Source organism: Chromobacterium sp. Panama (genome assembly GCF_003052555.1).
Classification (GTDB): Bacteria; Pseudomonadota; Gammaproteobacteria; order Burkholderiales; family Chromobacteriaceae; genus Chromobacterium.
Genome location: NZ_QARX01000001.1, coordinates 2,832,433 through 2,857,633, shown reverse-complemented (window position 1 = coordinate 2,857,633; position 25,201 = coordinate 2,832,433). Strand labels below are relative to the sequence as shown.

The 25,201-nt window shown below is 64.7% G+C and carries 21 protein-coding genes and 4 tRNA genes; 10 read left to right on the top strand and 15 right to left on the bottom strand.

Annotated elements, in window-relative coordinates:
• Nucleotides 1-34: 34 nt before the first annotated feature.
• From DB032_RS12880 to DB032_RS12845, 8 genes are all read right to left on the bottom strand, one after another.
• Nucleotides 35-502: a glycine zipper 2TM domain-containing protein gene (locus tag DB032_RS12880; protein WP_048415794.1), complete on the bottom strand. Its 468-nt coding sequence runs from the start codon at nucleotides 500-502 to the stop codon at nucleotides 35-37.
• Nucleotides 503-614: 112 nt separating this feature from the next.
• Nucleotides 615-1,643 (bottom strand): quinone-dependent dihydroorotate dehydrogenase, encoded by a 1,029-nt coding sequence (locus DB032_RS12875; protein ID WP_107799847.1) that lies wholly within the window; start codon nucleotides 1,641-1,643, stop codon nucleotides 615-617.
• A 57-nt stretch (nucleotides 1,644-1,700) separates the two neighbouring features.
• Nucleotides 1,701-2,291, bottom strand: coding sequence for a malonic semialdehyde reductase (locus DB032_RS12870; RefSeq protein WP_107799846.1), 591 nt, complete (start codon nucleotides 2,289-2,291; stop codon nucleotides 1,701-1,703).
• A 28-nt stretch (nucleotides 2,292-2,319) separates the two neighbouring features.
• Nucleotides 2,320-3,156, bottom strand: coding sequence for a flagellar motor protein MotD (gene motD, locus DB032_RS12865; RefSeq protein WP_019101524.1), 837 nt, complete (start codon nucleotides 3,154-3,156; stop codon nucleotides 2,320-2,322).
• A 19-nt stretch (nucleotides 3,157-3,175) separates the two neighbouring features.
• Nucleotides 3,176-4,117 (bottom strand): S49 family peptidase, encoded by a 942-nt coding sequence (locus tag DB032_RS12860; RefSeq protein ID WP_107799845.1) that lies wholly within the window; start codon nucleotides 4,115-4,117, stop codon nucleotides 3,176-3,178.
• A 41-nt stretch (nucleotides 4,118-4,158) separates the two neighbouring features.
• Nucleotides 4,159-4,521: a Rieske 2Fe-2S domain-containing protein gene (locus DB032_RS12855; protein ID WP_107799844.1), complete on the bottom strand. Its 363-nt coding sequence runs from the start codon at nucleotides 4,519-4,521 to the stop codon at nucleotides 4,159-4,161.
• Nucleotides 4,497-5,156, bottom strand: coding sequence for an HAD-IA family hydrolase (locus DB032_RS12850; protein ID WP_107799843.1), 660 nt, complete (start codon nucleotides 5,154-5,156; stop codon nucleotides 4,497-4,499). The genes DB032_RS12855 and DB032_RS12850 overlap by 25 nt, the downstream gene beginning before the upstream one ends.
• Nucleotide 5,157: 1 nt before the next feature.
• Entirely contained in the window at nucleotides 5,158-6,093 is a 936-nt protein-coding gene (locus tag DB032_RS12845; protein ID WP_107799842.1) for an RluA family pseudouridine synthase, read from the bottom strand.
• 522 nt (nucleotides 6,094-6,615) lie between these two features.
• Here DB032_RS12845 and DB032_RS12840 point away from each other — a divergent pair.
• From DB032_RS12840 to DB032_RS12825, 4 genes are all read left to right on the top strand, one after another.
• Nucleotides 6,616-9,561 carry an Rne/Rng family ribonuclease gene (locus DB032_RS12840; RefSeq protein ID WP_107799841.1) on the top strand — a complete coding sequence of 982 codons (2,946 nt, stop codon included), beginning with the start codon at nucleotides 6,616-6,618 and terminating at the stop codon, nucleotides 9,559-9,561.
• A 95-nt stretch (nucleotides 9,562-9,656) separates the two neighbouring features.
• Nucleotides 9,657-9,732: transfer RNA gene (locus DB032_RS12835), tRNA-Asn, on the top strand.
• 253 nt (nucleotides 9,733-9,985) lie between these two features.
• Complete coding sequence (locus DB032_RS12830) at nucleotides 9,986-11,428, top strand: PAS domain S-box protein (RefSeq protein ID WP_199225887.1); 1,443 nt, start codon at nucleotides 9,986-9,988, stop codon at nucleotides 11,426-11,428.
• A complete protein-coding gene (locus tag DB032_RS12825; protein WP_107799840.1) occupies nucleotides 11,425-13,032 on the top strand; it encodes a diguanylate cyclase domain-containing protein in 1,608 nt (535 codons plus the stop codon). Before DB032_RS12830 ends, DB032_RS12825 begins: the two co-directional genes overlap by 4 nt.
• A gap of 54 nt (nucleotides 13,033-13,086) precedes the next feature.
• Here the strand turns inward: DB032_RS12825 and DB032_RS12820 are convergent.
• The 3 genes from DB032_RS12820 to DB032_RS12810 all read right to left on the bottom strand — a co-directional run bounded on the left by DB032_RS12820 (nucleotide 13,087) and on the right by DB032_RS12810 (nucleotide 13,329).
• Nucleotides 13,087-13,162, bottom strand: a tRNA-Ala gene (locus DB032_RS12820).
• 8 nt (nucleotides 13,163-13,170) lie between these two features.
• Nucleotides 13,171-13,246: transfer RNA gene (locus DB032_RS12815), tRNA-Glu, on the bottom strand.
• Nucleotides 13,247-13,253: 7 nt separating this feature from the next.
• Nucleotides 13,254-13,329, bottom strand: a tRNA-Ala gene (locus DB032_RS12810).
• Nucleotides 13,330-13,746: 417 nt separating this feature from the next.
• Between DB032_RS12810 and DB032_RS12805 the strand changes: the two genes are divergently transcribed.
• The gene (locus DB032_RS12805) at nucleotides 13,747-14,091 is read left to right on the top strand and encodes an H-NS family nucleoid-associated regulatory protein (RefSeq protein WP_107799839.1); all 345 of its coding nucleotides are present in this window, start codon (nucleotides 13,747-13,749) and stop codon (nucleotides 14,089-14,091) included.
• Between the two features lie 171 nt (nucleotides 14,092-14,262).
• Here the strand turns inward: DB032_RS12805 and DB032_RS12800 are convergent, their stop codons facing one another.
• Nucleotides 14,263-15,027 carry an FCD domain-containing protein gene (locus tag DB032_RS12800; protein WP_107799838.1) on the bottom strand — a complete coding sequence of 255 codons (765 nt, stop codon included), beginning with the start codon at nucleotides 15,025-15,027 and terminating at the stop codon, nucleotides 14,263-14,265.
• A gap of 163 nt (nucleotides 15,028-15,190) precedes the next feature.
• Between DB032_RS12800 and DB032_RS12795 the strand changes: the two genes are divergently transcribed.
• The 5 genes from DB032_RS12795 to DB032_RS12775 all read left to right on the top strand — a co-directional run bounded on the left by DB032_RS12795 (nucleotide 15,191) and on the right by DB032_RS12775 (nucleotide 22,708).
• Nucleotides 15,191-15,931 (top strand): (Fe-S)-binding protein, encoded by a 741-nt coding sequence (locus tag DB032_RS12795; RefSeq protein ID WP_107799837.1) that lies wholly within the window; start codon nucleotides 15,191-15,193, stop codon nucleotides 15,929-15,931.
• The gene (locus tag DB032_RS12790; protein WP_107799836.1) at nucleotides 15,928-16,635 is read left to right on the top strand and encodes a lactate utilization protein; all 708 of its coding nucleotides are present in this window, start codon (nucleotides 15,928-15,930) and stop codon (nucleotides 16,633-16,635) included. Before DB032_RS12795 ends, DB032_RS12790 begins: the two co-directional genes overlap by 4 nt.
• Entirely contained in the window at nucleotides 16,632-18,095 is a 1,464-nt protein-coding gene (locus tag DB032_RS12785) for a LutB/LldF family L-lactate oxidation iron-sulfur protein (protein WP_107799835.1), read from the top strand. The genes DB032_RS12790 and DB032_RS12785 overlap by 4 nt, the downstream gene beginning before the upstream one ends.
• Complete coding sequence (locus DB032_RS12780) at nucleotides 18,092-20,917, top strand: FAD-binding and (Fe-S)-binding domain-containing protein (protein WP_107799834.1); 2,826 nt, start codon at nucleotides 18,092-18,094, stop codon at nucleotides 20,915-20,917. Before DB032_RS12785 ends, DB032_RS12780 begins: the two co-directional genes overlap by 4 nt.
• A gap of 162 nt (nucleotides 20,918-21,079) precedes the next feature.
• Entirely contained in the window at nucleotides 21,080-22,708 is a 1,629-nt protein-coding gene (locus DB032_RS12775; protein ID WP_107801842.1) for a lactate permease LctP family transporter, read from the top strand.
• A gap of 206 nt (nucleotides 22,709-22,914) precedes the next feature.
• Here DB032_RS12775 and DB032_RS12770 read toward each other — a convergent pair whose 3' ends face one another.
• The 3 genes from DB032_RS12770 to DB032_RS12760 form a co-directional block, all read right to left on the bottom strand.
• Nucleotides 22,915-23,382, bottom strand: a complete 468-nt coding sequence (locus DB032_RS12770; protein WP_107799833.1) for a hypothetical protein — start codon at nucleotides 23,380-23,382, stop codon at nucleotides 22,915-22,917.
• Complete coding sequence (locus DB032_RS12765) at nucleotides 23,358-24,056, bottom strand: winged helix-turn-helix domain-containing protein (RefSeq protein ID WP_158274301.1); 699 nt, start codon at nucleotides 24,054-24,056, stop codon at nucleotides 23,358-23,360. Before DB032_RS12765 ends, DB032_RS12770 begins: the two co-directional genes overlap by 25 nt.
• Nucleotides 24,057-24,716: 660 nt before the next feature.
• Nucleotides 24,717-24,941: a hypothetical protein gene (locus DB032_RS12760; protein WP_107799831.1), complete on the bottom strand. Its 225-nt coding sequence runs from the start codon at nucleotides 24,939-24,941 to the stop codon at nucleotides 24,717-24,719.
• Nucleotides 24,942-25,201 lie beyond the last annotated feature (260 nt).

The following is a 25,201-nucleotide window of genomic DNA, read 5'->3' as shown; positions in this document are numbered from 1 at the left end:
CGAAGACGTGCGACGGCGGGCCTTGAGCGGATGCTTAGAACGGCACTACGCGGTCGTTGCCGCCGCCGGTCAGCACGCGCACGCGCTGGTTGGCGGAGAACGGAATGTCGGCTTCCTGCACGATGGAGATCATGCGGCCGGAACCATCCAGCTTGACGGTGATTTCCAGCGCGTTCTTGCTCAGGCCGCGTTGAGCGGCCTGGGCGCCGAAGCCGCCGGCCAGCGCGCCTACGATGCCGCCGGCGATCTGGCCCTTGCCGCCGCCGATATTGCTGCCGGCCAGGCCGCCCAGCGCGGCGCCGCCCAGAGTCAGCAGCTCATTATTGCTGCCTTCCATTTTCACGTTCTGCACCGACACCACGGTGCCCAGCTGCACGGTCTGCGCCTGGCGCATCTGGCCTTTGGAGTAGACGGCGGCGGAGTCGGAGGTGGCGCAGCCGGTGAGCACGCCGGCGCTCAGCAGCGCGACGGCGGAAAGACGAATCAGTTGTTTTGCGTTCATATGAGTGAGTCCCATGTTATATAAGCGAGCCGGTTTGCCCCGGGATGGTCGCCGCAGGCCTGTCGCCGGGCTTCCTGAGGGAGGGCCCGTGCGCGGCCGCGCGTGCTGTTGTTCAGGGTTTGGCGCGCGCTGCGATCGCATTCGCGCATTCGGCCACCAGCGCCGGGCCTCGGTAGATCAGGCCGCTGTAGACTTGCACCAGGCTGGCGCCGGCGTCCAGTTTTTCCACGGCGTCCCGCCCGGACAGGATGCCGCCAACTCCTATGATAGGCAGAGCGCCGTCAAGTTCCTTGGCTAATTTGCGAATAACTGTTGTGGAACGGTCTTTGACCGGCGCGCCGGACAGGCCGCCGGCCTGCTCCGCCAACGGGTGGCCGGCCACCGCCTCGCGAGAGAGCGTGGTGTTGGTGGCGATGACGCCGTCGATGCGGTGTTCGGTCAGCAGGCGGGCGATGGCGACGATCTGATCGTCGTCCAGATCCGGCGCGATCTTCAGCGCCAGCGGCACGTGGCGGCCGTGCTTGTCGGCCAGCGCCTGCTGGCGCTGCTTCAATTGCGCCAACAGGCGGCCCAGTTCGTCGCCCTCCTGCAACTGGCGCAGGTTCTTGGTGTTGGGCGAGGAAATGTTGACGGCGACATAGCTGGCGTAGGCGTAGACCTTGTCCAGGCAGGCCAGGTAGTCGTCGGCGGCGTTTTCTATCGGGGTGGCGGCGTTCTTGCCGATATTGATGCCGAGCACGCCCTGGAATTTGCAGCGGCGCACATTGTCCAGCAGGGTGTCCACGCCCAGATTGTTGAAGCCCATGCGGTTGATGATGGCCTGGTGCTCCGGCAGACGGAACAGCCGCGGCTTGGGATTGCCCGGCTGGGGCCGCGGGGTGACGGTGCCGATTTCGATGAAGCCGAAACCCAGCGCGGCCAAGGCGTCGATATGCGCTCCATTCTTGTCCAGCCCGGCGGCGAGTCCCACCGCGTTGGGGAAGGTCAGGCCCATGGCTTGCACCGGCTTGCGCGCGGAGCTGTGGCAGGTCAGCGTGCTCAGGCGCAGCTTGTGCGCCTGGTCCAGCATGGCCAGCGTCTGTTCGTGGGCGGTCTCTGCGTCAAAGCGGAACAGCAGCGGGCGCAGAAGCGAATAGAGCATCTTGTTTCTCCAGGCAGCAAAATGCCCGGCATTATAACCGGGCATCGGGCGGGGGGATTAAAGAATCTGGCAGGCGTCGTCAAACTCGAAGCGCGGCGAGCGCGGGTAGAGCTTGTCCGCGGCGCCGTAGCCCAGGTTGACCAGGAAGTTGGATTTGAAGCGGCCGTCCGGGAAGAAGGCCTGGTCCACCGCGGCGTTGTCGAAGCCGGACATCGGACCGCAGTCCAGCCCCAGCGAGCGCGCGGCCAGCAACAGGTAGCCGCCTTGCAGGCTGCTGTTGCGCGAGGCGGTGGCCTGGATCGCCGCGTCGTTGCCTTCGAACCAGCTTCTGGCGTCGGCGTGCGGGTAGAGCTTGGGCAGGTGCTCGTAGAAACGCATGTCCTGAGCCACGATCACGCAGATCGGCGCGGCCATGGTTTTTTCGACGTTGCCTTCGGCCAGGCAGGGCTTGAGCTTGGCCTTGGCGGCGTCGCTTTGCACGAAGATGAAGCGCGCCGGCGAGCAGTTGGCGCTGGTGGGCGCCATTTTCAGCAGGTCGAACAGCTGGTGCAGCGTTTCGGCGGTGACCGGGCGGTCCTGCCAGTGGCTGTGGGTGCGGGCGTTGAGGAACAGCTGTTCCAGCGCGGAATGATGAATCGGGGTGCTCATATCGTGCTCCTCTTGAGAAACAGGGGTGTTAGCGGCCATTGGCCATGGATGCGTCTTGCGGCGACAGCACTTCGGCGTCGCTCAGCCCGCTCGCCAGCACGGTGATGGCGACGCGGCGGTTGCTGGCGCGGCCGTCGGCGGTGGCGTTGTCGCCCACCGGCAGGTTGGCGCCTCGGCCCACCGCCACCAGCCGTTCCGGCTTGATGCCGTTTTCCTGGAACAGGCGCACCACGCTGCCGGCGCGCGAGGCGGACAGTTCCCAGTTGGACGGGAAGTAGGAATTGCGGATGGGCACGGTGTCGGTGAAGCCTTCCACTCGGATCGGATTGTCCACCTTGGCCAGCTGCAGCGCCATATTGGCCATCAGCTGGCGCGACTGTTCGTTGGGCTGCGCCTGTCCGGTGGGGAAGAGCGCGGTGTCGCGGATGTCGATGGTGACGCCCTTGCTGCTGTGGGTGATGGTGACCTGGCCGCTCTTGACCAGCGGGTCCATCACTTTGGCCAGATCCTGGGTCAGGTTGGCGAGCCGGGTTTTTTCGTCGCCCTGGGCGGAGCCGGTGTTGGCTTTTTTCTCGGCCTGGTGTTCCCCCTTGACCGCCTTGGCGATGGGCTTGGTCTCCGGGATTTCTATCATGGTGTTGGCCCCGCCGCTGGGCGGGGTGGTGTTTACGCTGATGGTGGAGCCGGAGCGGAAGGCGTCCACGATGGCGGAGGAGAGCACGCGGTACTTGCCCTCGTTGACCGAGGAGATCGCGTACATCACCACGAAGAAGGCGAACAGCAGGGTGATGAAGTCGGCGTAGGAAACCAGCCAACGTTCATGGTTCTCGTGTTCTTCTTCCTGTCGTTTTCTTCTGCGCGCCATGGTGTGCCTTGCCGGTTGGTCAGAACAGCTTGGTGTCGAACAGACTCTTCACGCCGCCGGCGAACTCCACGCCGATCTTGCGCGCCACGCGGCTGGACAGATCGTCTTGCTGAGTATAGTCGACGGTTTTCTCCGCCTTGATCACGTCGCGCGCCACCGAGCGCACCGTGCCCAGGCCGTCGGCCAGGCCCAGCGGGATGCTCTTGTCGCCCAGCCACACCATGCCGGAGAACAGTTGCGGGTCCTTGGCCAGGCGCTGGCCGCGGCCAGCCTGGACCGCCGCGATGAATTGCTGGTGGATGTCGTCCAGCAATTGCTGGCGGATGGCTTCTTGCTTGGGGTTGACCGGGGAGAAGGGGTCGCCCATCGCCTTGTTTTCGCCGGAGGTGCGCAGGCGGCGGTCCACGCCCAGTTTTTCCATGGCGCCGGTGAAGCCGAAGCCGTCGGACAATACGCCGATGGAGCCGATGATGCTGGCCTTGTCGACGAAGATCTTGTCGGCGGCGGAGGCGATGTAATAGCAGCCGGACGCGCAGACCTCGCTGACCACCACGTAAACCGGCACCGACGGGTGCAGCTTCTTCTGGCGGCGGATTTCGTCATAGGCCATGCCGGACAGCGCCGGGCTGCCGCCCGGGCTGTTGGCGTCGATGATGATGCCCTTGGTGCTCTTGTCGCCGTAGGCGTCGGTCAGGGCCTGGCTCAGCTTGTTGGCGGTGTCGCTCTGGCTGTCGATCACGCCTTCCAGCGTGATGACGGCGGTGTGCCCGGAGCCGACGATGCCGGCGGTGGCCTTGTCCTCGTTGCGCATGAACAGGCTGAACAGGATGAAACCGATGATGATCAGCCAGATCATGCGGAAGAAAATTTTCCACTGGCGGGCGCGGCGTTGTTCCACCAACGCGGCGCTGGCCAGTTTTTCCAGCAATTGGCGTTCCCAATGGTTGGAGGTGTCGCTCATGTGTGGGTGCTCCCTGAATAATTCCAGGAGTCTAGCAAAGTTCACGACGGCATGACATTGATGCAGATATTGCCGTCCTGTTCGAAGACGGGCACGGCGATCAGCCGCTGGCCGCGGCAGGGCCCGGAGACGCAATAGCCGGTGTGCGCTTCGTAGCAGGCGCCGTGCATGCTGCACACCAGATAATGGCCGCTGAGGTCGAAGACTTCGCCGTCGCGCAAATCCAGTTCCACCGGGATGTGGCGGCAGGCGTTGACGTAGGCGTAGACCTTGCCGCGGTAGCGCACGGCGAAGGCGGGCAGCGGCGGAGCGCCGTCCGCCTGTGCGATCTCGAAGCGCCAGGCGCGGCCGCTGTCCTGCAGCTCGGCCGCGGCGCAGATTATCCGAGTTTCGGCAGCAGCCATGTCTGCAGCTCGGGGTAGGAATGGAACAAGGCCAGCGGTCCGCAGCTTTCCAGGTGCTCGCTGTCGTGGGCGCCGAAGCCGACGCCTACGCCGTGGCAGCCGGCGTTGCCGGCCATCAGCAGGTCGTGGCTGGTGTCGCCTATCATCAGCGTGCGGCGCGGGTCCGCGCCCAGCATCTCGGTCAGCGACAACAGCATGTCCGGATGAGGCTTGGAATGGCATTCGTCCACGGTGCGGGTGGCGTGGAACAGCGGGCCGAGCCCGGTCTGCTCCAGCAAGCGGTTGAGGCCGGCGCGGCTGTTGCCGGTGGCCACCGCCAGGAAAACGCCGCTGGCGGCGATGGCGTTCAGGCAGTCCACGGCGCCGTCGAACAGGGTCACCTGATGCTGGTTGGCGTGGTAATGATGGCGGAAGGCTTCGGTCAGCCGCGGCAGTTGCTCCGGGGCGGCGGCCGGACAGGCCTGTTGCAGCGCCTCGGCCAGGCGCAGGCCGATGACGTGGCTGGCCTGCTCGCGGCTGGGGACGGGCAGGGACAGGTCGGCGCAAGCCTGCTGGATGGACTGGCTGATGTGAGCGGTGGAGTCCATCAGGGTGCCGTCCCAGTCAAAAACGACCAGATCGAAGCGAGTGTTCATCTCAAGACCTCAGGCTTTTCAGGAAGCGCTCCAGCTCCGGCGGCAGCGGCGCTTCCAGTTTCAGCGGCTCGCCGGTCAGCGGATGGGGCAGGGACAGGCTGCGCGCGTGCAGGAACATGCGTTTCAGGCCGCGTTTGGCCAGTTCCTTGTTCAGCGCGAAGTCGCCGTATTTCTCGTCGCCGGCGATCGCGCAGCCGTTGGCCTGCATGTGCACGCGGATCTGGTGGGTGCGGCCGGTGCGCAGGTGGGCTTCCACCAGCGTGAACTCGGCAAAACGTTCCTTGACCGCGAAATTGGTGTGCGCGTACTGGCCGTTTTCGGCGTCGCTGACTTTCACGCGGCGCTCGCCGTCCGGGGTGTGGAACTTGAACAGCGGCAGTTTGACCTGGCGCGCGTCGTCCGGCCACTGGCCTAGGCCCAGCGCCAGATAGCGCTTGTCCGGCACATTGGCGCGCATCATGTCGTGCAGCTTGGTCAGCGCCGAGCGCTTCTTGGCCAGCATCAGGAGGCCGGAGGTTTCACGGTCCAGCCGGTGCACCAGCTCAAGATAGCGCCAGTCCGGATGCGCCTGGCGCAGTTGTTCGATCACGCCGAAGGACACGCCGCTGCCGCCGTGCACCGCCACGCCGGCCGGTTTGTCTATCACCAGCAGCGCGTTGTCTTCGTACACCACCGGGAAGGTGGCGGCCGGAACGTTCTTTTCTGCGCGCTCGGCCACGCGTATGGGCGGAATGCGCAGCTCGTCGCCCGCCTGCACGCGGTAGGCGGCGTCGATGCGGCCCTTGTTCACCCTCACCTCGCCGGAGCGCAGGATGCGGTAGATGTGGCTCTTGGGCACGCCCTTGAGCAAACGCACCAGGTAGTTGTCGATGCGTTGGCCGGCGTCGCCGTCGTCCACTTGGACGAAGGAGACGGAATCTTTGCGAATGTCTGTCATATTGCTTATACTTCTGGCGCTGTCCCAAGGTGTGTTGCACCAAGATGACGGCGAAATGTCAAGCCAAGGTCACGGCATGTTGCGTGGCGCTGCTGCAAGAGGTTGGAGACGGCCGGCAGGGATTTACAGACCCTGACCTGATGCCGCTCGCGACGTTTGCAGCCAAGGTTAACTCGCTCACCGAAAAGCAGCGATGGTAATGCATTTGTACGCATAACGCACTCACGAGTATTCCATTTCCTGATGCTAAGCCAGTCAGGAAATTTTGCAGCGAAGTTTGACCCGGCATGCTAGCCCCCCTGCACTGTATGTCCTGCCCTTTGAGGCAGGCCGGCGATCCCGGAGCGCCAATTGCGCACATGAGTCAGGTCTGCGTGTGATCGATTTTCAGGAAGTAGGCTTGTCAAAACTGTTTTTTTCGATCTTTACATCGACACTTCTTTCGGAAAGCGCCCATCAATAGTCACTGGGCCGTCAAATACTGGCTGCATCCCTTGCGTGAGTGCCGCGCAAGGAATGTAAATGAAACGCATGTTGTTCAACGCAACGCAAGCTGAAGAGCTGCGCGTTGCTATCGTCGACGGACAAAAGCTCGTCGACCTCGATATCGAGACTGTAGGCAAGGAGCAGCGCAAGGGGAATATCTATAAGGGTGTGATTACCCGTATCGAGCCCTCCCTTGAGGCTTGTTTTGTCGATTACGGCACCGAACGCCACGGCTTCCTGCCGTTCAAAGAGGTGTCCCGTTCCTATTTCCAGGGCTATGACGGCGGTCGTCCGCGCATTCAGGATGTGCTGCGCGAAGGCATGGAAGTCATCGTGCAGGTGGAGAAGGACGAGCGCGGCAACAAAGGCGCCGCGCTGACCACCTATATCAGCCTGGCCGGTCGTTATCTGGTGCTGATGCCCAACAACCCGCGCGGCGGCGGCGTATCGCGCCGCATCGAGGGTGAGGAGCGTCAGGAGCTGAAGGACCTCTTGTCTCAGCTGGAAGTGCCGCACGGCATGAGCCTGATCGCCCGTACCGCCGGCATCGGCCGCAATCTGGAAGAACTGCAGTGGGATCTGGGTTACCTGATGCAGCTGTGGCGCGCGATTGAAGGCGCGGCCGGCGCTCAGAACGCGCCGTTCCTGATTCTGCAGGAAGGCAGCCTGGTGATCCGCGCGATCCGCGATTACTTCCATCCGGACATCGGCGAAGTGCTGATCGACACCGAGGAAATCTACGATCAGGCCCGTCAGTTCATGAGCCATGTGATGCCCAACATGCTGTCGCGTGTGAAGCTGTACAAGGATCATGTGCCGCTGTTCTCCCGTTTCCAGATCGAACACCAGATCGAAACCGCCTTCGCGCGCAGCGTGCAGCTGCCGTCCGGCGGCGCCATCGTGATCGACCACACCGAAGCGCTGGTGTCCATCGACGTCAACTCCGCGCGCGCCACCAAGGGCGCCGACATCGAAGACACCGCGGTCAAGACCAATCTGGAGGCGGCCGAGGAAATTGCCCGCCAACTGCGCTTGCGCGACCTGGGCGGCCTGGTGGTGATCGACTTCATCGACATGGAAAGCGCCAAGAACCAGCGCGACGTGGAAAACCGCCTGCGCGACGTGCTCAAGCACGACCGCGCTCGCGTCCAAATGGGCAAGCTGTCCCGTTTCGGCCTGCTGGAATTGTCGCGTCAGCGTCTGCAGCCCAGCCTGGGCGAGACCAGTCATGAGACCTGCCCGCGCTGTCACGGCATCGGTTTCATCCGCGGCACCGAGTCCTCCGCGCTGCACATCCTGCGCATCATTCAGGAAGAGGCGATGAAGGAAAACACCGGCGCGGTTCACGCGCAGGTGCCGGTGGACGTGGCCACCTTCCTGCTCAACGAAAAGCGTTCCGAGATCCATTCGATCGAAGAGCGTCTGGACGTGGACGTGGTGCTGATCCCGAACATCCATCTGGAAACCCCGCATTACAAGATCGTGCGCGTGCGCCACGACGACCTGGCCGAAGCCGGCGAAGCGCCGAGCTACAAGCGAGTGGAAGTGCAGGAAGAAGACGTGATCACCAACTTCGGCCATGAAAAGCCGAAGCTGGAGCGTCAGGAAGCCGCGGTCAAGGGCATTACGCCTCAGCAGCCGGCGCCGACGGTGGCGGCCAAGGCGGCCGAGCCGGAGCCGGGTCTGTTCGGCAAGCTGGGCGCTTGGGTCAAGAGCCTGTTCGCCGAGCCGGAGCAAGCGGCTCAGCCGGCCGAGAAGAAAAAGCCGGCGGCCCAGTCTCAGCAACGCGGCAACCGCCAGCGCAACGGCGACCGCCGTCCGGGCGGTCAGGCGCGTCGCGAACACGAGCAGCGTCGTCAAGGTTCCGATGAGAAACCGCGTCGTCCGGAGCGCGCCGAACGCGGTGAGCGCCAGGACGGCGAGCGTCAGGAACGCCAGGAGCGTCCGGAGCGCAAAGAGCAGCCGCAACGCGAGGAGCGTCAGGAGCGCGGCGAGCAGCCGCGCAACGGCCGCCGCCGCGAGCGCGACAACGGCCGCGAGACTCGCGAAGGCCGCGAACCGCGCGAGCTGAAGGACGCGCAGCGTCAACAGCCGGCGCGCGAGGAAGCGCCGCAGGAGCGTCCGGAAAAGCTGGAGAAGCAGGAGCGTCCGCAGCAAGAGCCGCGTCGTCGTCAGGCGCCGCAGGCGGAAGAGCAGGCTTTGGAGCTGAGCAAGCCGGTTGTCGACGAGGCTCGCGCCGAAGGCGACGCCGAGCAGCAGGAGCGCAATGAGCGTCGTCGTCGTCGCAGCCGTCGCGACCGTCGTCGCGATGATCCGGCCGCAGCGCCGCAGGAAGAGGGTCTTGCCCTGCCGGCGGCGGAAGCGGCGCCGATCGCAGCCGCGGCCGTTGTCGGCGCGGTAGCGGTGGAAGCCGTCGTCGAGGCGGTGGCCGAGGCGCCGGCTGAAGCGCCGGCGGCAGCGGCTGAGCAGCGTGAGGAAGCGGCGGCGGTTGAATCCGCGGCGGTTGAAGCGGTCCAGCCGGCGCGGGAAGCGTTCGAGCCTGTTGCGGCGGTTGAGCCGGAACAGCCGGCTGTTGACGCGGCTCCGGCGATTGAGCTGGCCCCGGTCGTGGAAGCGGCTCCGGTGCTTGAGGCGGCTCCGGCGGTTGAAGTGGTTTCGGTGCTGGAGGCTGTCGAGGCGTTTGTCGCGGCGGAACCCGCGCCTGCGCCGGAAGTTGCCGCTGCGCAGAGCGAGCCGGAACAGGCCGATCCGGTCGAGCCGGCAGTCGAGGCGCCGGCCGTGGTCGAGACCCGCGCCGTTGCCGCGGCGGAGCCGGCAAGCCTGGGCGGCTTGGTCATGGTGTCCACCAAGTCGGTAGTCGAGGCGCCCGCGGCGCAGGAGCCGGTATTGCCGGCGGGGCCGCGTCGTCGCGACGTGACTCGTCAGGCTCAGCAAGGCGCCGCTCCGGCTGACCTGGTGCAGGTGGAAACCCGCAATCCTTGAACGTAGTCTGAGGCCCGGAGCGCTGCTATTTAGCGCTCCGGGTGTTGACGCCGCTCAGGGGTTTGGTTAATATACCCCTCTCTCGCAAGAGATGTTCCCTGATAGCTCAGTTGGTAGAGCGACGGACTGTTAATCCGCAGGTCGCAGGTTCGAGCCCTGCTCGGGGAGCCAGAATTCAAAAGGCCACGCATCGCGTGGCCTTTTTGCGTTTCCGCGCGTTCGTCGCGGTTTTCCGTCGAGTTCTCGGCGCCCTGGCGCGCCTGTCCCAATTGATTGCGCTAAGCAATTTTAACAGTTTGCTTCCCATTCCATACGTCATATAACACAAGCTGGTGACAACTTGACCGCCTCGTTTGCGCGCGCTTGAGCGCGGCCGTTTCCGGCTGCGCGGCGCGGTGAGCTGGGGGCGGCGTGAGGAGGCCGGGTGGCTGGATCCCTGAAGGGCGAAAGCAGCGCCTTGGATTGCGCCGAACAGGTGTTGTCCGATGTGCTGGAGGCGGTTCCGGTGGGACTGGCGCTGATTGACGGCCAGATGCGTTATCGATTGCTCAACCAACGTCTGGCGGAGGCCAACGGCCTGCCGCATTCGGCCCATCTGGGGCGCGGCGTGGCGGAAACGCTGCCGCAGATCGGCGAATATCTGGAATCGCTGATGCGGCAGGTGATGGAGAGCGGCGAGCCGGTGCTGGATGTTTGCGTCAATTCCAAGGTGGGTGCCGGCGGCAAGGGCGCGCTCAGGGAGTGGCAGATCAGCTATCTGCCGTATTGCGCCTCGGCGGACGAGGTGGTGGGGGTGTTGGCGGTGGTCAGGGACGTGGCGGCGGAGCGGCGGGCCGAGCGTCTGCGCGGCGAGGGCGAGGCCCGCTTGCGCATGGTGGTGGATTCTGCGCTGGACGGCTTGGTGATGATAGACCAGAGCGGGCGCATCCGGATGGCGAATCATCGGGCGGAGGTGATGTTCGATTATCTGGGCGTCGGCATGGAGGGTCTGATGATTTCCGGCCTGGTGCCGGAGCGCTTCCGCGACGGCCATGGGCGGCTGATCGAAAATTATATGCGCCGCCCGGAGGCGCGGGAGATGGCTCGCCAGCAGGAAATCTTCGGGGTGCGGCGCGACGGCGGCGAGTTCCCGGCCGAAATCGGCCTGACGCCGGTGCGCGACGGCGGGGAGTTGCAAGTGCTGGCCACCATTACCGACATCAGCGCGCGCAAGGCGGCGCAGGCCAGTCTGGAGCTGGCCTTGAAGGAAAAGACCGCCTTGCTCAACGAGGTGCACCACCGGGTCAAAAACAATCTGCAAGTCATTTCCAGTCTGCTCAATCTGCAAACGCGCTCGGCGCCGCCGGAGGCGGTGGCGGTGCTGACCGAGTGTCAGAATCATGTGCGCGCGATGGCGCTGATCCATCAGCTCTTGTACGAGCACGGCGACTTTTCCCGGATTCACGTGGGGGTTTACCTGGAGCGGCTGACTCAGTTGCTCAGCGGCAGCGTGTCGGACGTCGGGGTGCGCTTGCGCTGCCGCGGCATGGGCGCCGCGGTGTATCTGGGCATGCAGCGGGCGATTCCCTGCGGCTTGCTGGTGAACGAGTTGGTGACCAATGCGCTCAAGCATGCGTTTCCCGATCGGCGCGGCACGGTGGAGGTGGCGCTGGAGCGGGAGGACGGCGGGCGTTGCCGGATTCTGGTGTCGGACGACGGCGTCGGCATTCCGGAGTCGGTGAAGCTGGGCGAGGTCAGTTCCTTGGGGTTTCGCCTGATTCCCACCCTGGTGGGTCAGTTGAAGGGGGAGGCTCGCTTGCTGCGGCCTGAGGCGGGCGGGGCCTGCGTGGAGATCGCGTTCAGCGATGAGCCGGAGAGCGCGGAATGAATATGGACAACGGTTTGTTGATCGTGGAAGACGAAGGGGTGGTGGCGCTGGACTTGCAGACCAGTCTGGAGTCTTTGGGTTACCGGGTTCTCGGCGTCTGCGCCAATGCGGACGACGCGGTGCGACGGGCGGGGGCGGATCGGCCGGATCTGGTGTTGATGGACATTCATCTGGACGGCGAGGTGCCGGGCACCGAGGCGGCGCGCGTGATACGCGAGCGTTTCCAGATCCCGTCCATCTTTCTGACCGCCTACGCCGAGGACGATATGCTGCGCAACGCGGAAGGCAGCGCGCCCTACGGCTATCTGCTCAAGCCGTATCAGTTGCGGGAGCTGAACGCCTCGGTGCGCATGGGGCTGGCGCGGCGCAGGGCGGAGGTGGAGGAACAGCGTCAGCGCCGTCGCTTGCGCATGGCGGTGGAGGCGGCCCGGCTGGGGGTGTGGGAATGGGGCGGCCGGCGCGGCGAGATGGCGTGGGAGCAGGAGTTTCTGGACGCGTTCCCGTTCGCCGTCGCCGAGGACGGGTTGCCCGGTTTGCTAGGCATGGCCGAGGCCGACGCCGCCGAGTTGACGCGGATCTTGGAGTCCGAGCGGGTCTTGCAGAAAACAGTGAAGCTGGACGCGGAGGGCGCGGAGCGCTGGCTTGAGCTGTGCGGGCGCAATTTCGCCGCGCAGGGCGAGCCGGCGCGTTGGGTGGGGGTGGCGCGAGACGTGACCGACGCGCATTTGAGCGAGGCCAGCCTGCGGCAAGCCAGCGTGGTGTTTCAGGCCAGCGCGGAGGGGATTCTGGTATTGGATCATCGGCGTTGCATCGTGTCGGCGAACGAATCCTTTTACCGATTGACGGGCTTGAGCGCGGAAGAGTCGTTGGGCAGCGATCCGGACGATTGCCTGCATGTGGAGCCGCATGGCGAGAGTTTTTACCGCCGGCTGGAGGGGGAGCGGCATTTCTGGCAGGGCGAGGTGGTGTGTCGCCGCCGGGGTGAAACCTTTCCTTGCTGGCAGCATGCGTCGGTGGTGCGGGACGGGGAGGGGGCGGTCAGTCATTACGTGCTGGCCATCTCCGATATTTCGGCGATCCGCGCGGCGGAAGCGCATATTCATTTCCTGGCCTACCATGATCAACTGACCGGTTTGGGCAATCGCCATTTTCTGCAGGTGGAACTGGATAAGGAGATTGCCAGGGCCAAGCGCCGCAATGAGCGCATCGCGCTCTTGTTCATCGATCTGGACGGCTTCAAGGCGGTGAACGACGGCTGGGGGCACGAGGCGGGCGACGCGCTGCTGGTGGCGATGGCCGAGCGTCTGCGTCAGCATGTGCGCGGCGAGGATTTGGTGGTGCGCCTGGGCGGGGACGAGTTTCTGGTGGTGGCGCCGGGCTTGGATCGCGGAGAGTCCTGCAGCGTGATGGTGGGTCGGCTCTTGACGGTGTTGGCGCAGCCGGTGGCTTTGGGGGGCGATGAGTGCGCGGTGTCGGCCAGTATCGGGGTGGCGTTCTTTCCGGAAAACGGCGGCGATCTGGGTGGTCTGCTGCATGCGGCCGACCGGGCGATGTACCAGGCCAAGAGGGCGGGTAAGAACGAATTCAGGATGGCGGCGGAATAAAATCCGCGCGGGAAAGAATAAAAGCCGAAATCGCGAGATTTCGGCTTTTATATTTGGTGGAGATAAGCGGGATCGAACCGCTGACCTCTTGCATGCCATGCAAGCGCTCTCCCAGCTGAGCTATACCCCCGGTATTGCTGGCGTCCCCACGGGGATTCGAACCCCGGTTACCGCCGTGAAAGGGCGATGTCCTAGGCCTCTAGACGATGGGGACTGAATTGTGGTGGAGATAAGCGGGATCGAACCGCTGACCTCTTGCATGCCATGCAAGCGCTCTCCCAGCTGAGCTATACCCCCACGGAGTGTTTCGTCCTTCCCGGCTTTCGCCCGGTCGGTCTCGACAGGAAGCGAACTATACCTAGGCTTTTCAGGCCGCGCAAGGCTTTTCTCAAAATATTTCCCTTGGCGGGCGCAGGGTGAGAAAGAGGGTTTAAGGGGCGGCGGCGGCGGCTTTTGACGCCGCTGGACGCAAAGCCGTGATTTTCTGGGAAAAATCAGTTTATTCCTATTCCAAGCCATTGGGGTGGCGGGGATAGAATATCCGCGGAAAAACAATTCACGTCCGGCATTAGCGCAAAGAGTTAATGCCGGACAAGGTTAAAGCCTGGCTCAAATCGACGGCTAACGATGGATGGCATAGACATGAGAATGCCGGGCGCGGATTGGCCGGGGTGGGAAGGGAAGCGACAGTCCGGCAAAGCTTAGGAGGCGTGCATGAATAAAAAACAGTTGATCAACGAGGACTTGCTGGACTCCTCCTCGGACCAGGCTTTGAAAGAAGCCGCGGTTTTCCTGCTGAACACTCTGACGGACCGCGTTCAGTTGCGTCAGCAGAAAGGGATAGAAGAAATTGAGCGGCTGGCCATGGCTTACGGCCTGATTCTGCCCAAGCTCTACGCCAAAAACGGCGTGACGCCCAAATATCAGAATCCGGCGATGCCGCACCAGACCTGGTCCGGCCGCGGCAGGCCGCCGGTGTGGCTGGTGGAGGCGGAGGCCAGGGGAGAGGACCGCGAGCGCTTTGTGATCAAGAGTCAGAAGAGATTGGGGCAGGTCTAGCAGCATTCACCATCTGCCGCGCCTCGTGAAACCTGGCATGGCGAGCACCGCTTCGAAATGCTCATGCGCCGCGAGCGCGTTCCGCTTCTTCCGCTGTTTTCACTTTGTCTCGCGCTGGCCCGCGAGACCTTGAATGGATGCTGGCACCGCGGCGGCCGGCTCAGGCGCGTTTCAAGGGTCCTGATGTTCCAGGCGCATGCGCGCCCGCGCATCGCGCTCCGCTTGCCGCTGCCTGCTTTGCAGCGTGGTGGCGACAAAGTCCAGATGTTGTTCCACCGCTTGCTGCGCGGCGTCCGGCAGCTTGTCGCGGATAGCTTCCCAGATGGCCAGATGCTGCGCGCGCAGCGCGTCCGCCACTTCTCCCACCGCGAACAAATCGGCGATATTGTCCTTGACGTGCCGATGCAGCATGGCCAGCAGGCTGCCGCTCAGATGGGCGAACAAGACATTGTGCGAGGCCTCGGCCACCGCCTGGTGAAAGCGCACGTCGGCCTGCGCCTGTTGGGCCAGATCTCCGCCGTCGTAGGCGTTCTGCAATTGATTTACGCAATGCTCCAGACGCTGTAGGTCGGCCGGCGTGGCGCGGTTGGCCGCGCTGCGCGCCGCCGCGCCTTCCAGCACCCGCCTGAATTCCAATAAGTCACCGTGCAAGTCCTGATGCTGGTTCAGCAGCTTCTCCCAGGGGTCGGAGAACGCGGTCTCCAGCCGGTCCGTCACCCAGGTGCCGCCGCCCTGGCGGCTGCTGAGCAGGCCACGCGACGCCAGTTGCTGAATCGCCTCGCGCAGCGAGGGCCGGGACACGCCGAACTCCTCGGCCAGCTGCCGTTCCGGCGGCAGGCGGTCTCCCGGTTTGAGCACGCCGTCCAGAATGCGCTTTTCCAGTTGTTCGACGATGACGTCGGAAAGTTTGGGGATGTTCAGTTTGGGATAGGCCATGGCGCCGGGCTTGTCGGTTCGGAAAAATTGGTCAGACCAGAGTGAGTGCAGCTTACCACAGCCGGTGCGGGAATCCGCGTCGTCATATTGACGGACTCAAGCAATCACTCTAGAGTTGTTTTAATAAAAATAATTGGTCTTACCAATTTACAAAGGAAACCGGATGAAGCCTGCCAACGTGTATCTGTTCGGCACCTGTCTGCTGGACCTGTTTTTGCCGCAGGCCGGCGTGGACGCCATCGCCTTGCTGGAAGGCTTGGGCTTGCGAGTGCACTTTCCACAGCAACAGAGCTGCTGCGGCCAGCCGGCCTATACCAGCGGCCATCCGGCGGAAGCGCTGGCGGTGGCGCGGGCGCAGCTGGACTGCTTCGCCGAGGACTGGCCCATCGTGGTGCCGTCCGGTTCCTGCGGCGGCATGATCAAGCATCACTGGCCCAAGCTGTTCGCCGGCCAGCCGGACGAGGCGCGCGCCTGCGCGGCGGCCGCGCGGGTGGTGGAGTTCAGCGATTTTCTGCTCAACCATCTGGACTGGCGGCCGCAAGATCAGGGCCCCAAGGTGAAGGTGGCGGTGCACACCTCCTGTTCCGCCCGCCGTGAAATGAATGTGCATCTGTCCTCTTGGGCCTTGCTGGAGCGGCTGGCCAATGTGGAACGGGTGGTGCACGACCATGAATCCGAGTGCTGCGGTTTCGGCGGCACTTTTTCGATCAAGCATCCTGACATCGCCGGGGCGATGGTGACGGACAAGGCCGCCGCGCTGCGGGACAGCGGCGCGGTGGAGTTCATCACCGCGGACGGCGGCTGTCTGCTCAATATCAACGGCAAGCTGGCCAAGGAGGGCGGGGCGTTTCGGGGCCGGCATCTGGCCAGCTTTCTGCTGGAGCGCGTGGGAGGCAAGGCATGAGCGCCCGCGACGCCATTCTGGCCAAGCTGCGCGCCGCGCCGCGCGAGGAGCTGCCGCGGCCGGAGCTGGACGCGCATTTCCGGCGCTTCGCGCCGCCGCAGCACAGCCTGGACGCCTTGCGCGGCTGGGCGCGGGCGATGCGGGCGGTGAAGACCGAGGTGCTATGGGTGCGCGCCGACGACTGGCACACGCGGCTGGCGGTGTGGATCGCGCAGCGGCGGCCGGCCTCCTTGCTGCTGTCCGACACCGCGCACGGCCGCCGCGCCGAGGCGGTGCTGCAAGGCTTGCCGACGCCGCCGGCGCTGCGTTTCTTCGACCGCGCCGTCGACGACTGGAAGGCCGAGCTGTTCGAGATCGAGGCCGCGTTCACCGCGGCGCGCTGCGGCATCGCCGCCACCGGCACCCTGGTGCTGTGGCCGGACGCGCAGGAGCCGCGCACCATGAGCCTGGTGCCGCCGCTGCACATCGTCCTGTTCGACACCGCCACGCTCTATCCGGACTTCTACAGCGCGATGCGTTGCGAAAACTGGCAGGACGGCATGCCTACCAACGCCTTGCTGATTTCCGGCCCGTCCAAGACCGCCGACATCCAGCTGACGCTGGCCTACGGCGCGCACGGCCCGCGTGAACTGCTGGTGCTGGCGCAGCTGCCCGAGCACATCGATCCGGCGCAGCTGGAGCAGGCGGAGGAGGCCCGACCATGAGCGAGCACAAGATCGAGCTTTATCCCTCGCGCCAATTCAAGCAGCAAGCGCGCGCGGCATTGGCCGACGGCGAACTGCGCCACAGCCTGCGCGGGGCGATGGATTTTCTGATGGCCAAGCGTTTGTCGGCCTTCGACGATCCGGCGGAACTGGACGCCTTGCGCGCGCTGGGAGAAGCCATCCGCCAGCGTTGCCTGTCGCGGCTGCCGGACTTGCTGGAGCAGTTGGAGGCGCGGCTGAGCGCCAACGGCGTGCAAGTGCATTGGGCCGAGACCGCGGACGAGGCCAATCGCATCATCCATGGTCTGGTGGCGGCGCGCGCTGGCCGGCTGATGGTCAAGGGCAAGTCCATGGTCAGCGAGGAAATCGAACTCAACCATTATCTGGAAGCGCGCGGCGTCGCCGCGGTGGAAAGCGATATGGGCGAGTACATCGTGCAGCTGGCCGGCGAAAAGCCCACCCACATCATCATGCCGGCGATACACAAGACCAAGGCCGACATCGCGCGGCTATTCCACGACAAGTTGCCGGGCACGCCCTACACCGAGGACGTGGACGAGTTGATACAGATAGGCCGCGGCGCGCTGCGCCGGCTCTATCTGGACGCCGACGTCGGCCTGTCCGGCGTCAACTTCGCGGTGGCGGAAACCGGCACGCTGTGCCTGGTGGAGAACGAGGGTAACGGCCGCATGTGCACCACGGTGCCGGACCTGCATATCGCCATCACCGGCATAGAGAAAGTGGTGGAGAAGCTGGCCGACGTGCCGCCCTTGTACAGCCTGCTGACCCGCTCCGCCATCGGCCAGCCCATCACCACCTATTTCAATATGATCAGCGGCCCGCGCCGCGCCGGCGAAAAAGACGGCCCGCGCGAGGTGCACCTGGTGCTGCTGGACAACGGCCGCAGCCAGGCCTACGCCGACGCGCAATTGCGCAAGACCCTGCAATGCATACGCTGCGGCGCCTGCATGAACCATTGCCCGGTCTACGCCCGCATCGGCGGCCACGCTTACGGCACCACCTATCCGGGGCCGATCGGCGAGATCATCTCGCCGCATCTGCTGGGCCTGGAAAACACCCGCGATCTGCCCACCGCCTCCAGCCTGTGCGGCGCTTGCGGCGAGGTCTGCCCGGTGAAGATCCCCATCCCCGAGATGCTGATGCGGCTGCGCGAGGAAAGCCAACGTCCGGCCGGGGAGGCGGTCAGCCATCCGCTGCGCGGCCAGGGCGCGGCGGCCAGCGCGGCGGAGCGGCTGGCCTGGAAGGGCTGGCGCCAGGTCCACGCCTCGCCGCGGCTGTACCGCTGGTTTGGCTGGGGCGCCACCCGGCTGCGCAAGCTCGCGCTTGGCGGCCAGTTGGGCTGGACCCAGAACCACGCGCCGTTGACGCCGGCGCCCAAGACCCTGCACGAGCTGGTGCGCGAACGCGAAGCGCGCCGCGCCGCCGGGGAGCGGCCATGAGCATGAGCCCGGCGCATCAGGCTTTCCATCAGGATTTGCTGGCGGCGATGCCGGCGGCGCGCATTTACACCGACCCGCTGTCCACATTGGCTTACGGCACCGACGCCAGCTTTTACCGGCTGCGGCCGCAAATCGTCGCCCGCGTCGACAGCGAGGCGGAAGTGGCGGCCATCCTGGCGCTGGCGCGCCGCCACCGAGTGGCGCTGACCTTCCGCGCCGCCGGCACCAGCTTGTCCGGCCAGGCGGTCAGCGATTCGGTGCTGGTCTTGCTGGGCGATGGCTTCAACCATGGCCAGGTCTTGGACGACGGTGCGCGCGTCCGGCTGGGGCCGGCGATGATAGGCAGCCACGCCAACGCCCTGCTGGCGCCTTACGGCCGCAAGATCGGCCCGGACCCGGCGTCGATCAATAGCGCCAAGATCGGCGGCATCGCCGCCAACAACTCCAGCGGCATGTGCTGCGGCACCCGCGACAACAGCTATCACACGCTGGCGGCGATGCGCCTGCTGCTGCTGGACGGCGCCGCGCTGGACACCGGCGACGCCGCCAGCGTGGCGGCTTTCCGCCAGTCCCACGCCGCGCTGCTGGCCGGCTTGTCCGGCCTGGCGGCCGAATTGCGTGCCGACGCGGCGCTGGCCGAGCGGGTGCGCCGCAAATACCGGCTGAAGAACACCACGGGCTACGGCATCAACGCCTTGCTGGATTTCGACGACCCGGTGGACATGCTCAGCCATGTGTTGATCGGTTCCGAGGGCACGCTGGGCTTCATCAGCGAAATCACCTTCCACAGCGTGATCGAGCATCCGCACAAGGCCTCGGCCTTGCTGCTGTTCGACGCGCTGGAGCCGTGCTGCCGCGCGGTGTCGGCGCTGAGCGCGGCCGCAAACGCCCACGGCGTGGCGGCGGTGGAGCTGATAGACAGCCGCAGCCTGCGCGCCTTGCACGGCAAGCCGGGGCTGCCGGATTTCCTGGCGCGGCCGTTCGGTCCGGAGGAGGCCTGTTTGCTGATCGAGGGGCGCGCCGGTTCCGAGGCGGAGCTGGAGCGCCATTGCGCGGCGATAGACCAACTGCTGGCCGGTTTCGCGCCGCGCCTGTCCAGCGGCTTCAGCCGCGAGGCCGCGGTCTGCGACAGCTATTGGGCCTTGCGCAAGGGCCTGTTTCCAGCGGTGGGCGCAGTGCGGCCGCTGGGCAGCACCGTGGTGATCGAGGACGTGGCTTTCCCAATTCCGCAGCTGGCCGACGGCGTGGCCAGGCTGACGGCCTTGTTCGACCGCCACGGCTATGACGAGGCCTTGTTGTTCGGCCATGCGCTGGACGGCAATCTGCATTTCGTGTTCGCGCCCAGCTTCGACAGCGAGCGGGAGGTGGCGCGTTACGACGCCTTCATGCAGGACGTCAGCGCGCTGGTGGCCGGCGAATACGACGGCTCGCTGAAGGCCGAGCACGGCACCGGCCGCAATGTCGCGCCCTTTGTGCGCCAGGAGTGGGGCGACGCCGCCTGGAACATCATGCGCCGCATCAAGGCCTTGTTCGACCCGGACGGCCTGCTCAATCCCGGCGTGATCATCACCGACAACGAGCGGCTGCACCTGGAAAACCTCAAGCCCTTGCCGGCGGCCGATCCCATCGTCGACCGCTGCATCGAATGCGGCTTTTGCGAGGCGGCCTGTCCGTCGCACGGGCTGACGCTGAGCCCGCGCCAGCGCATCGTCGCCTGGCGCCGCATCCAGCAACTGAGCCGCGACGGCGGCGCTGCGGAAGAGCTGGCCGCGCTGCGCGCCGATTTCCGCTACCGCGCCATCGATACCTGCGCCGCCACCGGCATGTGCGCGACGCGCTGTCCGGTGGGCATCAATACCGGCGAATTGATGAAGCGCTTGCAAGGCCCGTCGCCGCGGCCGCGCGCCGCGCGCTTCGCCGCCCGCCACATCGGCGCCGCCGCGTCCGCCGTCCGCGCCGGCCTGGCGCTGGCGCATCTATTCGGGCCGGAGCGGCTGCACCGCATCAGCCTGCGGCTGCGCCGCCGCCACAAGGTGATTCCCTTGCTGCCCGCGCATCTGCCGCGGCCGGCCGGCCGTCTGCCCGCCGCCGGCGGCGACGGCGAGCCGGTGGTGCTCTTCCTCAGCTGCGTCAACCGCGCGCTGGCCGCGGACGCCGACGGCGGCAACGCCGCCGCGCCCACGCTGGCCTTGCTGCGCCGCGCCGGTTTCAGCCCTCGCTATCCGGCTGGCCAGGATGGCCTGTGCTGCGGCCAGCCCTTCGCCTCGGCCAATGCGGCGGAGGCGCTGGACATCAGTCAGAACGCGCTGAACCTGGCCTTGCTGGCCGCCAGCGAAGACGGCCGCCATCCGGTTTACCTGGACAACGGGCCGTGCGCGGCGCGCATTCTGTCCGCCCAGCGCCAAGGCCGGCTGGACGCGCGCTTGCGTCTGTTCGACGCGGCCCGTTTCCTGGACGCCTTCGTCGCGCCGCGGCTGGCGGTGACGCGCAAGCTGGCGCAACTGGCGCTGCACATCCCCTGCAGCGCCGCCGAGATGGGCGCGGCGGACGCGCTCAAGCGGCTGGCCGGCCGCTGCGCCGAGCGGCTGACGGTGCCGGACATCGCCTGCTGCGGCTTCGCCGGCGACAAGGGCTTCACCGTGCCGGAACTGAACGCGCACAGCTTGCGACGGCTGCCGCCGGCCTTGCCCCAGGGCTGCCGCCACGGCGTGTCGATGAGCCGAACTTGCCAGATCGGCCTGAGCGAGCACGCCGGCTTTGAATACCGCAGCATCGAAGCACTGCTGGATTTTTGCACCACCCCTGGAAGCGGCCCGCTATGAAGGCCGCATCGTTGGCGCCGCCGTCCGGGAGGATGGCTGGCTCCGAGTTGAAACGCCCGTAAACATCCTTCCCTGAACGCATTCCGTCCACACGGCCGCGGCTGGTCCGCCGCCGCGCGGATGTTTGTGCGCGCAAGAAGAAGGAGAGACTACAGAGGAGACATCATGATCTGGACCCAAAACTACTTTCCGTCCGGCGGCATGGCGCTGTCGGCGCTGCTGGCGGCCTTGCCGATTATTTTCTTTTTCCTGGCGCTGGCGGTGTTCCGGCTCAAGGGCCATGTCGCCGGCAGCCTGACCGTGCTGCTGGCGCTGCTGGTGGCCACGTTGTTCTACGGCATGCCGGCGGACATGGCGCTGGCTGCCGCCGGTTTCGGCTTCGCCTACGGCCTGTGGCCCATCGCCTGGATCATCATCGCCGCGGTGTTTCTGTACAAGATCACCGTCAAGACCGGTCAATTCGACATCATCCGCGCCTCGGTGTTGTCGGTGACCGAGGATCAGCGCCTGCAGATGCTGCTGGTGGGCTTCTCCTTCGGCGCCTTCCTGGAGGGCGCCGCCGGCTTCGGCGCGCCGGTGGCCATCACCGCCGCGCTGCTGGTGGGCCTGGGCTTCAATCCGCTGTACGCGGCCGGCCTGTGCCTGATCGCCAATACCGCGCCGGTGGCTTTCGGCGCCATGGGCATTCCCATCATCGTCGCCGGTCAGGTCACCGGGCTGGACCCCTTCGCCATCGGCGCCAAGGCCGGCCACCAACTGCCGTTTCTGTCGGTGCTGGTGCCGTTCTGGCTGGTGATGATGATGGACGGCCTCAAGGGCGTGCGTCAGACCTGGCCGGCGGTGCTGGTGGCCGGCGGCTCCTTCGCCGTTACCCAGTATTTCACTTCCAACTACATCGGGCCGGAGCTGCCGGACATCACTTCGGCCCTGGTCAGCCTGGTGTGTCTGACGCTGTTCCTGAAAGTGTGGCAGCCGCGCGAGATCTTCACCTTCGCCGGCCGGCGCGCGCCCAGCCCGCGCCAGCCATCCGGCTTCGGCCTGGGCCGGATCGCCCGCGCCTGGGGGCCGTTCCTGATCCTGACCGCGCTGGTGACGCTGTGGAGCCTGAAACCGTTCAAGGCCTTGTTCGCCAAGGGCGGCGCGCTGGAGCACTGGGTGCTGAAGTTTCATGTGCCCTACCTGGACAATCTGGTGATCAAGACCGCGCCCATCGTGGCCGCGGACAAACCCTACGAGGCCTTGTACAAGCTGGACTTGCTGTCCGCCGTGGGCACCGCCATTTTCGTCGCGGCCTTGCTGTCCATCGCGCTGCTGCGCTTCCGTCCGGCGCAGGCCGCCGCCGCCTTCGGCGAGACCCTGCTGGAACTGAAGCGGCCCATCCTGTCCATCGGCATGGTGCTGGCCTTCGCCTTCGTCGCCAATTATTCCGGCATGTCCAGCACGCTGGCCTTGTGCCTGGCCAATACCGGCAAGGCCTTTCCCTTTTTCTCGCCCTTCCTGGGCTGGCTGGGGGTGTTCCTGACCGGTTCCGACACCTCGTCCAATGCCTTGTTCTCGGCCTTGCAGGCGTCCACCGCGCATCAGTTGGGCGTGTCGGACATTCTACTGGTGGCGGCCAACACCACCGGCGGCGTGACCGGCAAGATGATTTCGCCGCAGTCCATCGCCGTGGCCTGCGCGGCGGTGGGCCTGGTGGGCAAGGAGGCGGACCTGTTCCGCTTCACCCTCAAGCACAGCCTGATCTTTTGCAGCCTGGTGGGGGTGATGACTTACGCGATGGCGTATTTCTGAGAACCTGTTCAATGTCTGCTGCGCTTCAGCGATACGGCGTTAAAAACAAGCTCAAAATGCTCATGTACCACGTGTACATTCCGCTTTTTCGCTCGTTTTCGCCTTGTCTCGCTCTTGCTCGCGAGACTTTGAACAGGCTCGGAGATCGTAAACAGGTTCTGAGAGCCCGGCTCAAGGCCCGGCGGCGTGGACGCGCCGGGCCGGACTCACAGGATTTCCTGGTTTTCGCAGAAGAAGCTGATCGAGTCGAAATTGACCTGGGTGACATGGTTGGTGACCGGCACCATATTGATCAGGTGGCGGGTGCCGATGTCGAAGATATGGTATTCGCTGGCCAGGCTGCCGTACTCGGACGGCGACTTGGTCTTTTTAACGATGGTGACCGCGTTGGCCTCGCCGTTCCAGCCGTAGCTGGTGTTGAACTGCAGCAGGCGGTTGATGTAGTCGCCGGTGGGCGAATGCAGGAAGAAGTGGATGGTCTCGTTCTTCATGTCCAGATCGATGAAGCCGCTGGTGATCGCCGTCTCGCCGCTATTGCGCGGAAATTTGAGCTCGGAGATGCGGGCGGTGCAGATGGTGCGGCTGTCCATGATGTAGTTGTGGCCGGCATAGCCCAGATAGAGCGCGATCAGAAACAGTCCGAGAGCGATCAGAACACGATTTTGTTTTTGCAATTGAGATCGCTCCCGTATTTCTTGTCGCACAGATAACTCGCCGTGCATTTGCCGCTCTTGATGTAGAAGGCGTCGCCGCCGCTTTCCGGCAGCTTGGGCGCGTCGCGGTAGACATTGCCCACCACGAACAGGCTGCGCGCGCCGTCGCGCATTTTATGAATGTTCATTTGCGGAATCCACCAAGAGGCGTGCCAGCCCAAGAGCAGGCCCGCGGCCGTGACGGCCAGCAGGGCCAGCGCCTGGCGGCGATCGACGCGGGCCGGCAGCCGCCAGCGCGCCATGCGCCGCTTGGGCGCCGGCGCGGCTCCGGCCGCGGACGGGAGGCTTTCCGGCGCGGGCAGGGCGCCGTCGGCGTCCTCCCGCGGCTCCAGCGTGGCGAAGGCGCCGACGAATTGGCAGCCGCGCCTCGGAATGGTCTTGATGATCTTGGGATCCAGCCCGCTTTTCTCAAGCTGTGCGCGCAGATCGAATACCAGCTTGTGGTAGCTGGAGTCGGTGACGATGGTTTTCCCCCATACGTTTTCAATCAGCTCGTTTTTTTCGAACAGTCCGGAGAGCAAGAGCTTGAGCAGCAGCGCTTCATTGTATTTCAGGATGATCTTGTCTTGATCCCCGGGCAGCAGGCTGCCTTCGTCAGGGTCGAAGACGACTTTGTCTTCAATATGGAATCTCATTTTTATAATCTTTCTTCCCACGCCGCGGCCGGTATTGGAAATGCCTTGCGGCATTTGATATTACGGCCAGGACGGGTTCGGCGATATTTTAAATTACCCCATAGGTAATTTGCTCTAAATCGATTATAGGTAGCAATACCCAACTGCCAAGCTGGCCTTGCCAAGTGATGTTGCGGGGGAGCCGAAAGGTAAGCGGAAATGACAAGAGCGCCGGGCGCGCTCTTGATTTGACGTCAAATATTTTCCAACAGAATCCGCTTCTTTTCAAGAGGATGGCCGCGTTCGCCGCGCGGACCGCATGCGCGAGCGGACGGCGAAGTCCGCTGGAACTCAGGCCTGTAGGGCATTGCCGCCGGGATGGCGGCGTCGGGGAATCCGGCGTATTCGGCGTGGCCGGCCCGCAACGAAAACCATGGATTTGGCGAAAGGCCGGAGCGGCCGGCGATGACTACGGAATTGTAGCGACGCGATTACAGCGCGCCGGCGCCGGAACGGTGCCGAAACGCCCGCCGAGGCGAGCCCGGCGCGAAGCGCGCATGAAAAACCGGGATAAGGGAGCCGCCAATAAGATGGCCTGTCGCTTGCTATTGAGGACTGAGTGGAATTGACGGCTCTGGCAAATGGCTGCGGCCGCTTGTTAAAACCAGCGGCGCTTTTGGCTTAATGCGTGGATTTAAGCTGTGTGATTTCTTGTTGCGCTCGCAGCAGCTCCTGCTCTATCGCATTAATTCTTTTATCTCTGCTGTTAAGTTCGTTTAACAATTGCTCGCTCAGCAATTGCGCCTGATCCAGACATAGGATCAGCGCGGAGAGTTTGGCGCTGTTGGCGAGTTGCTCCATTAAAGGATTGCCGGCGTTGGCGTGGTCTTTGTTTTTATATTGCATGCTGAATGATGTGTGTTGTTATTCAATACATTTAGGCAGTCGAAAGCGGATTTCGCGCCCACGGAACAGAGCGGAGATCATAGCATGCAGTTTGGATGAGCGGGGGCGCAAGCCTTGAGAATTAAGCTTTTTGCCAGGGGTGGTAAGGAATGATAATGATTGCTGCGGCCGTTGTTGGCCCTGTTCGGGCCGATATCGGACCTGGGGCGGCGGCCAAAACGATAATCATTTCTAATGGCTGATAATAAATTGTACTGGTT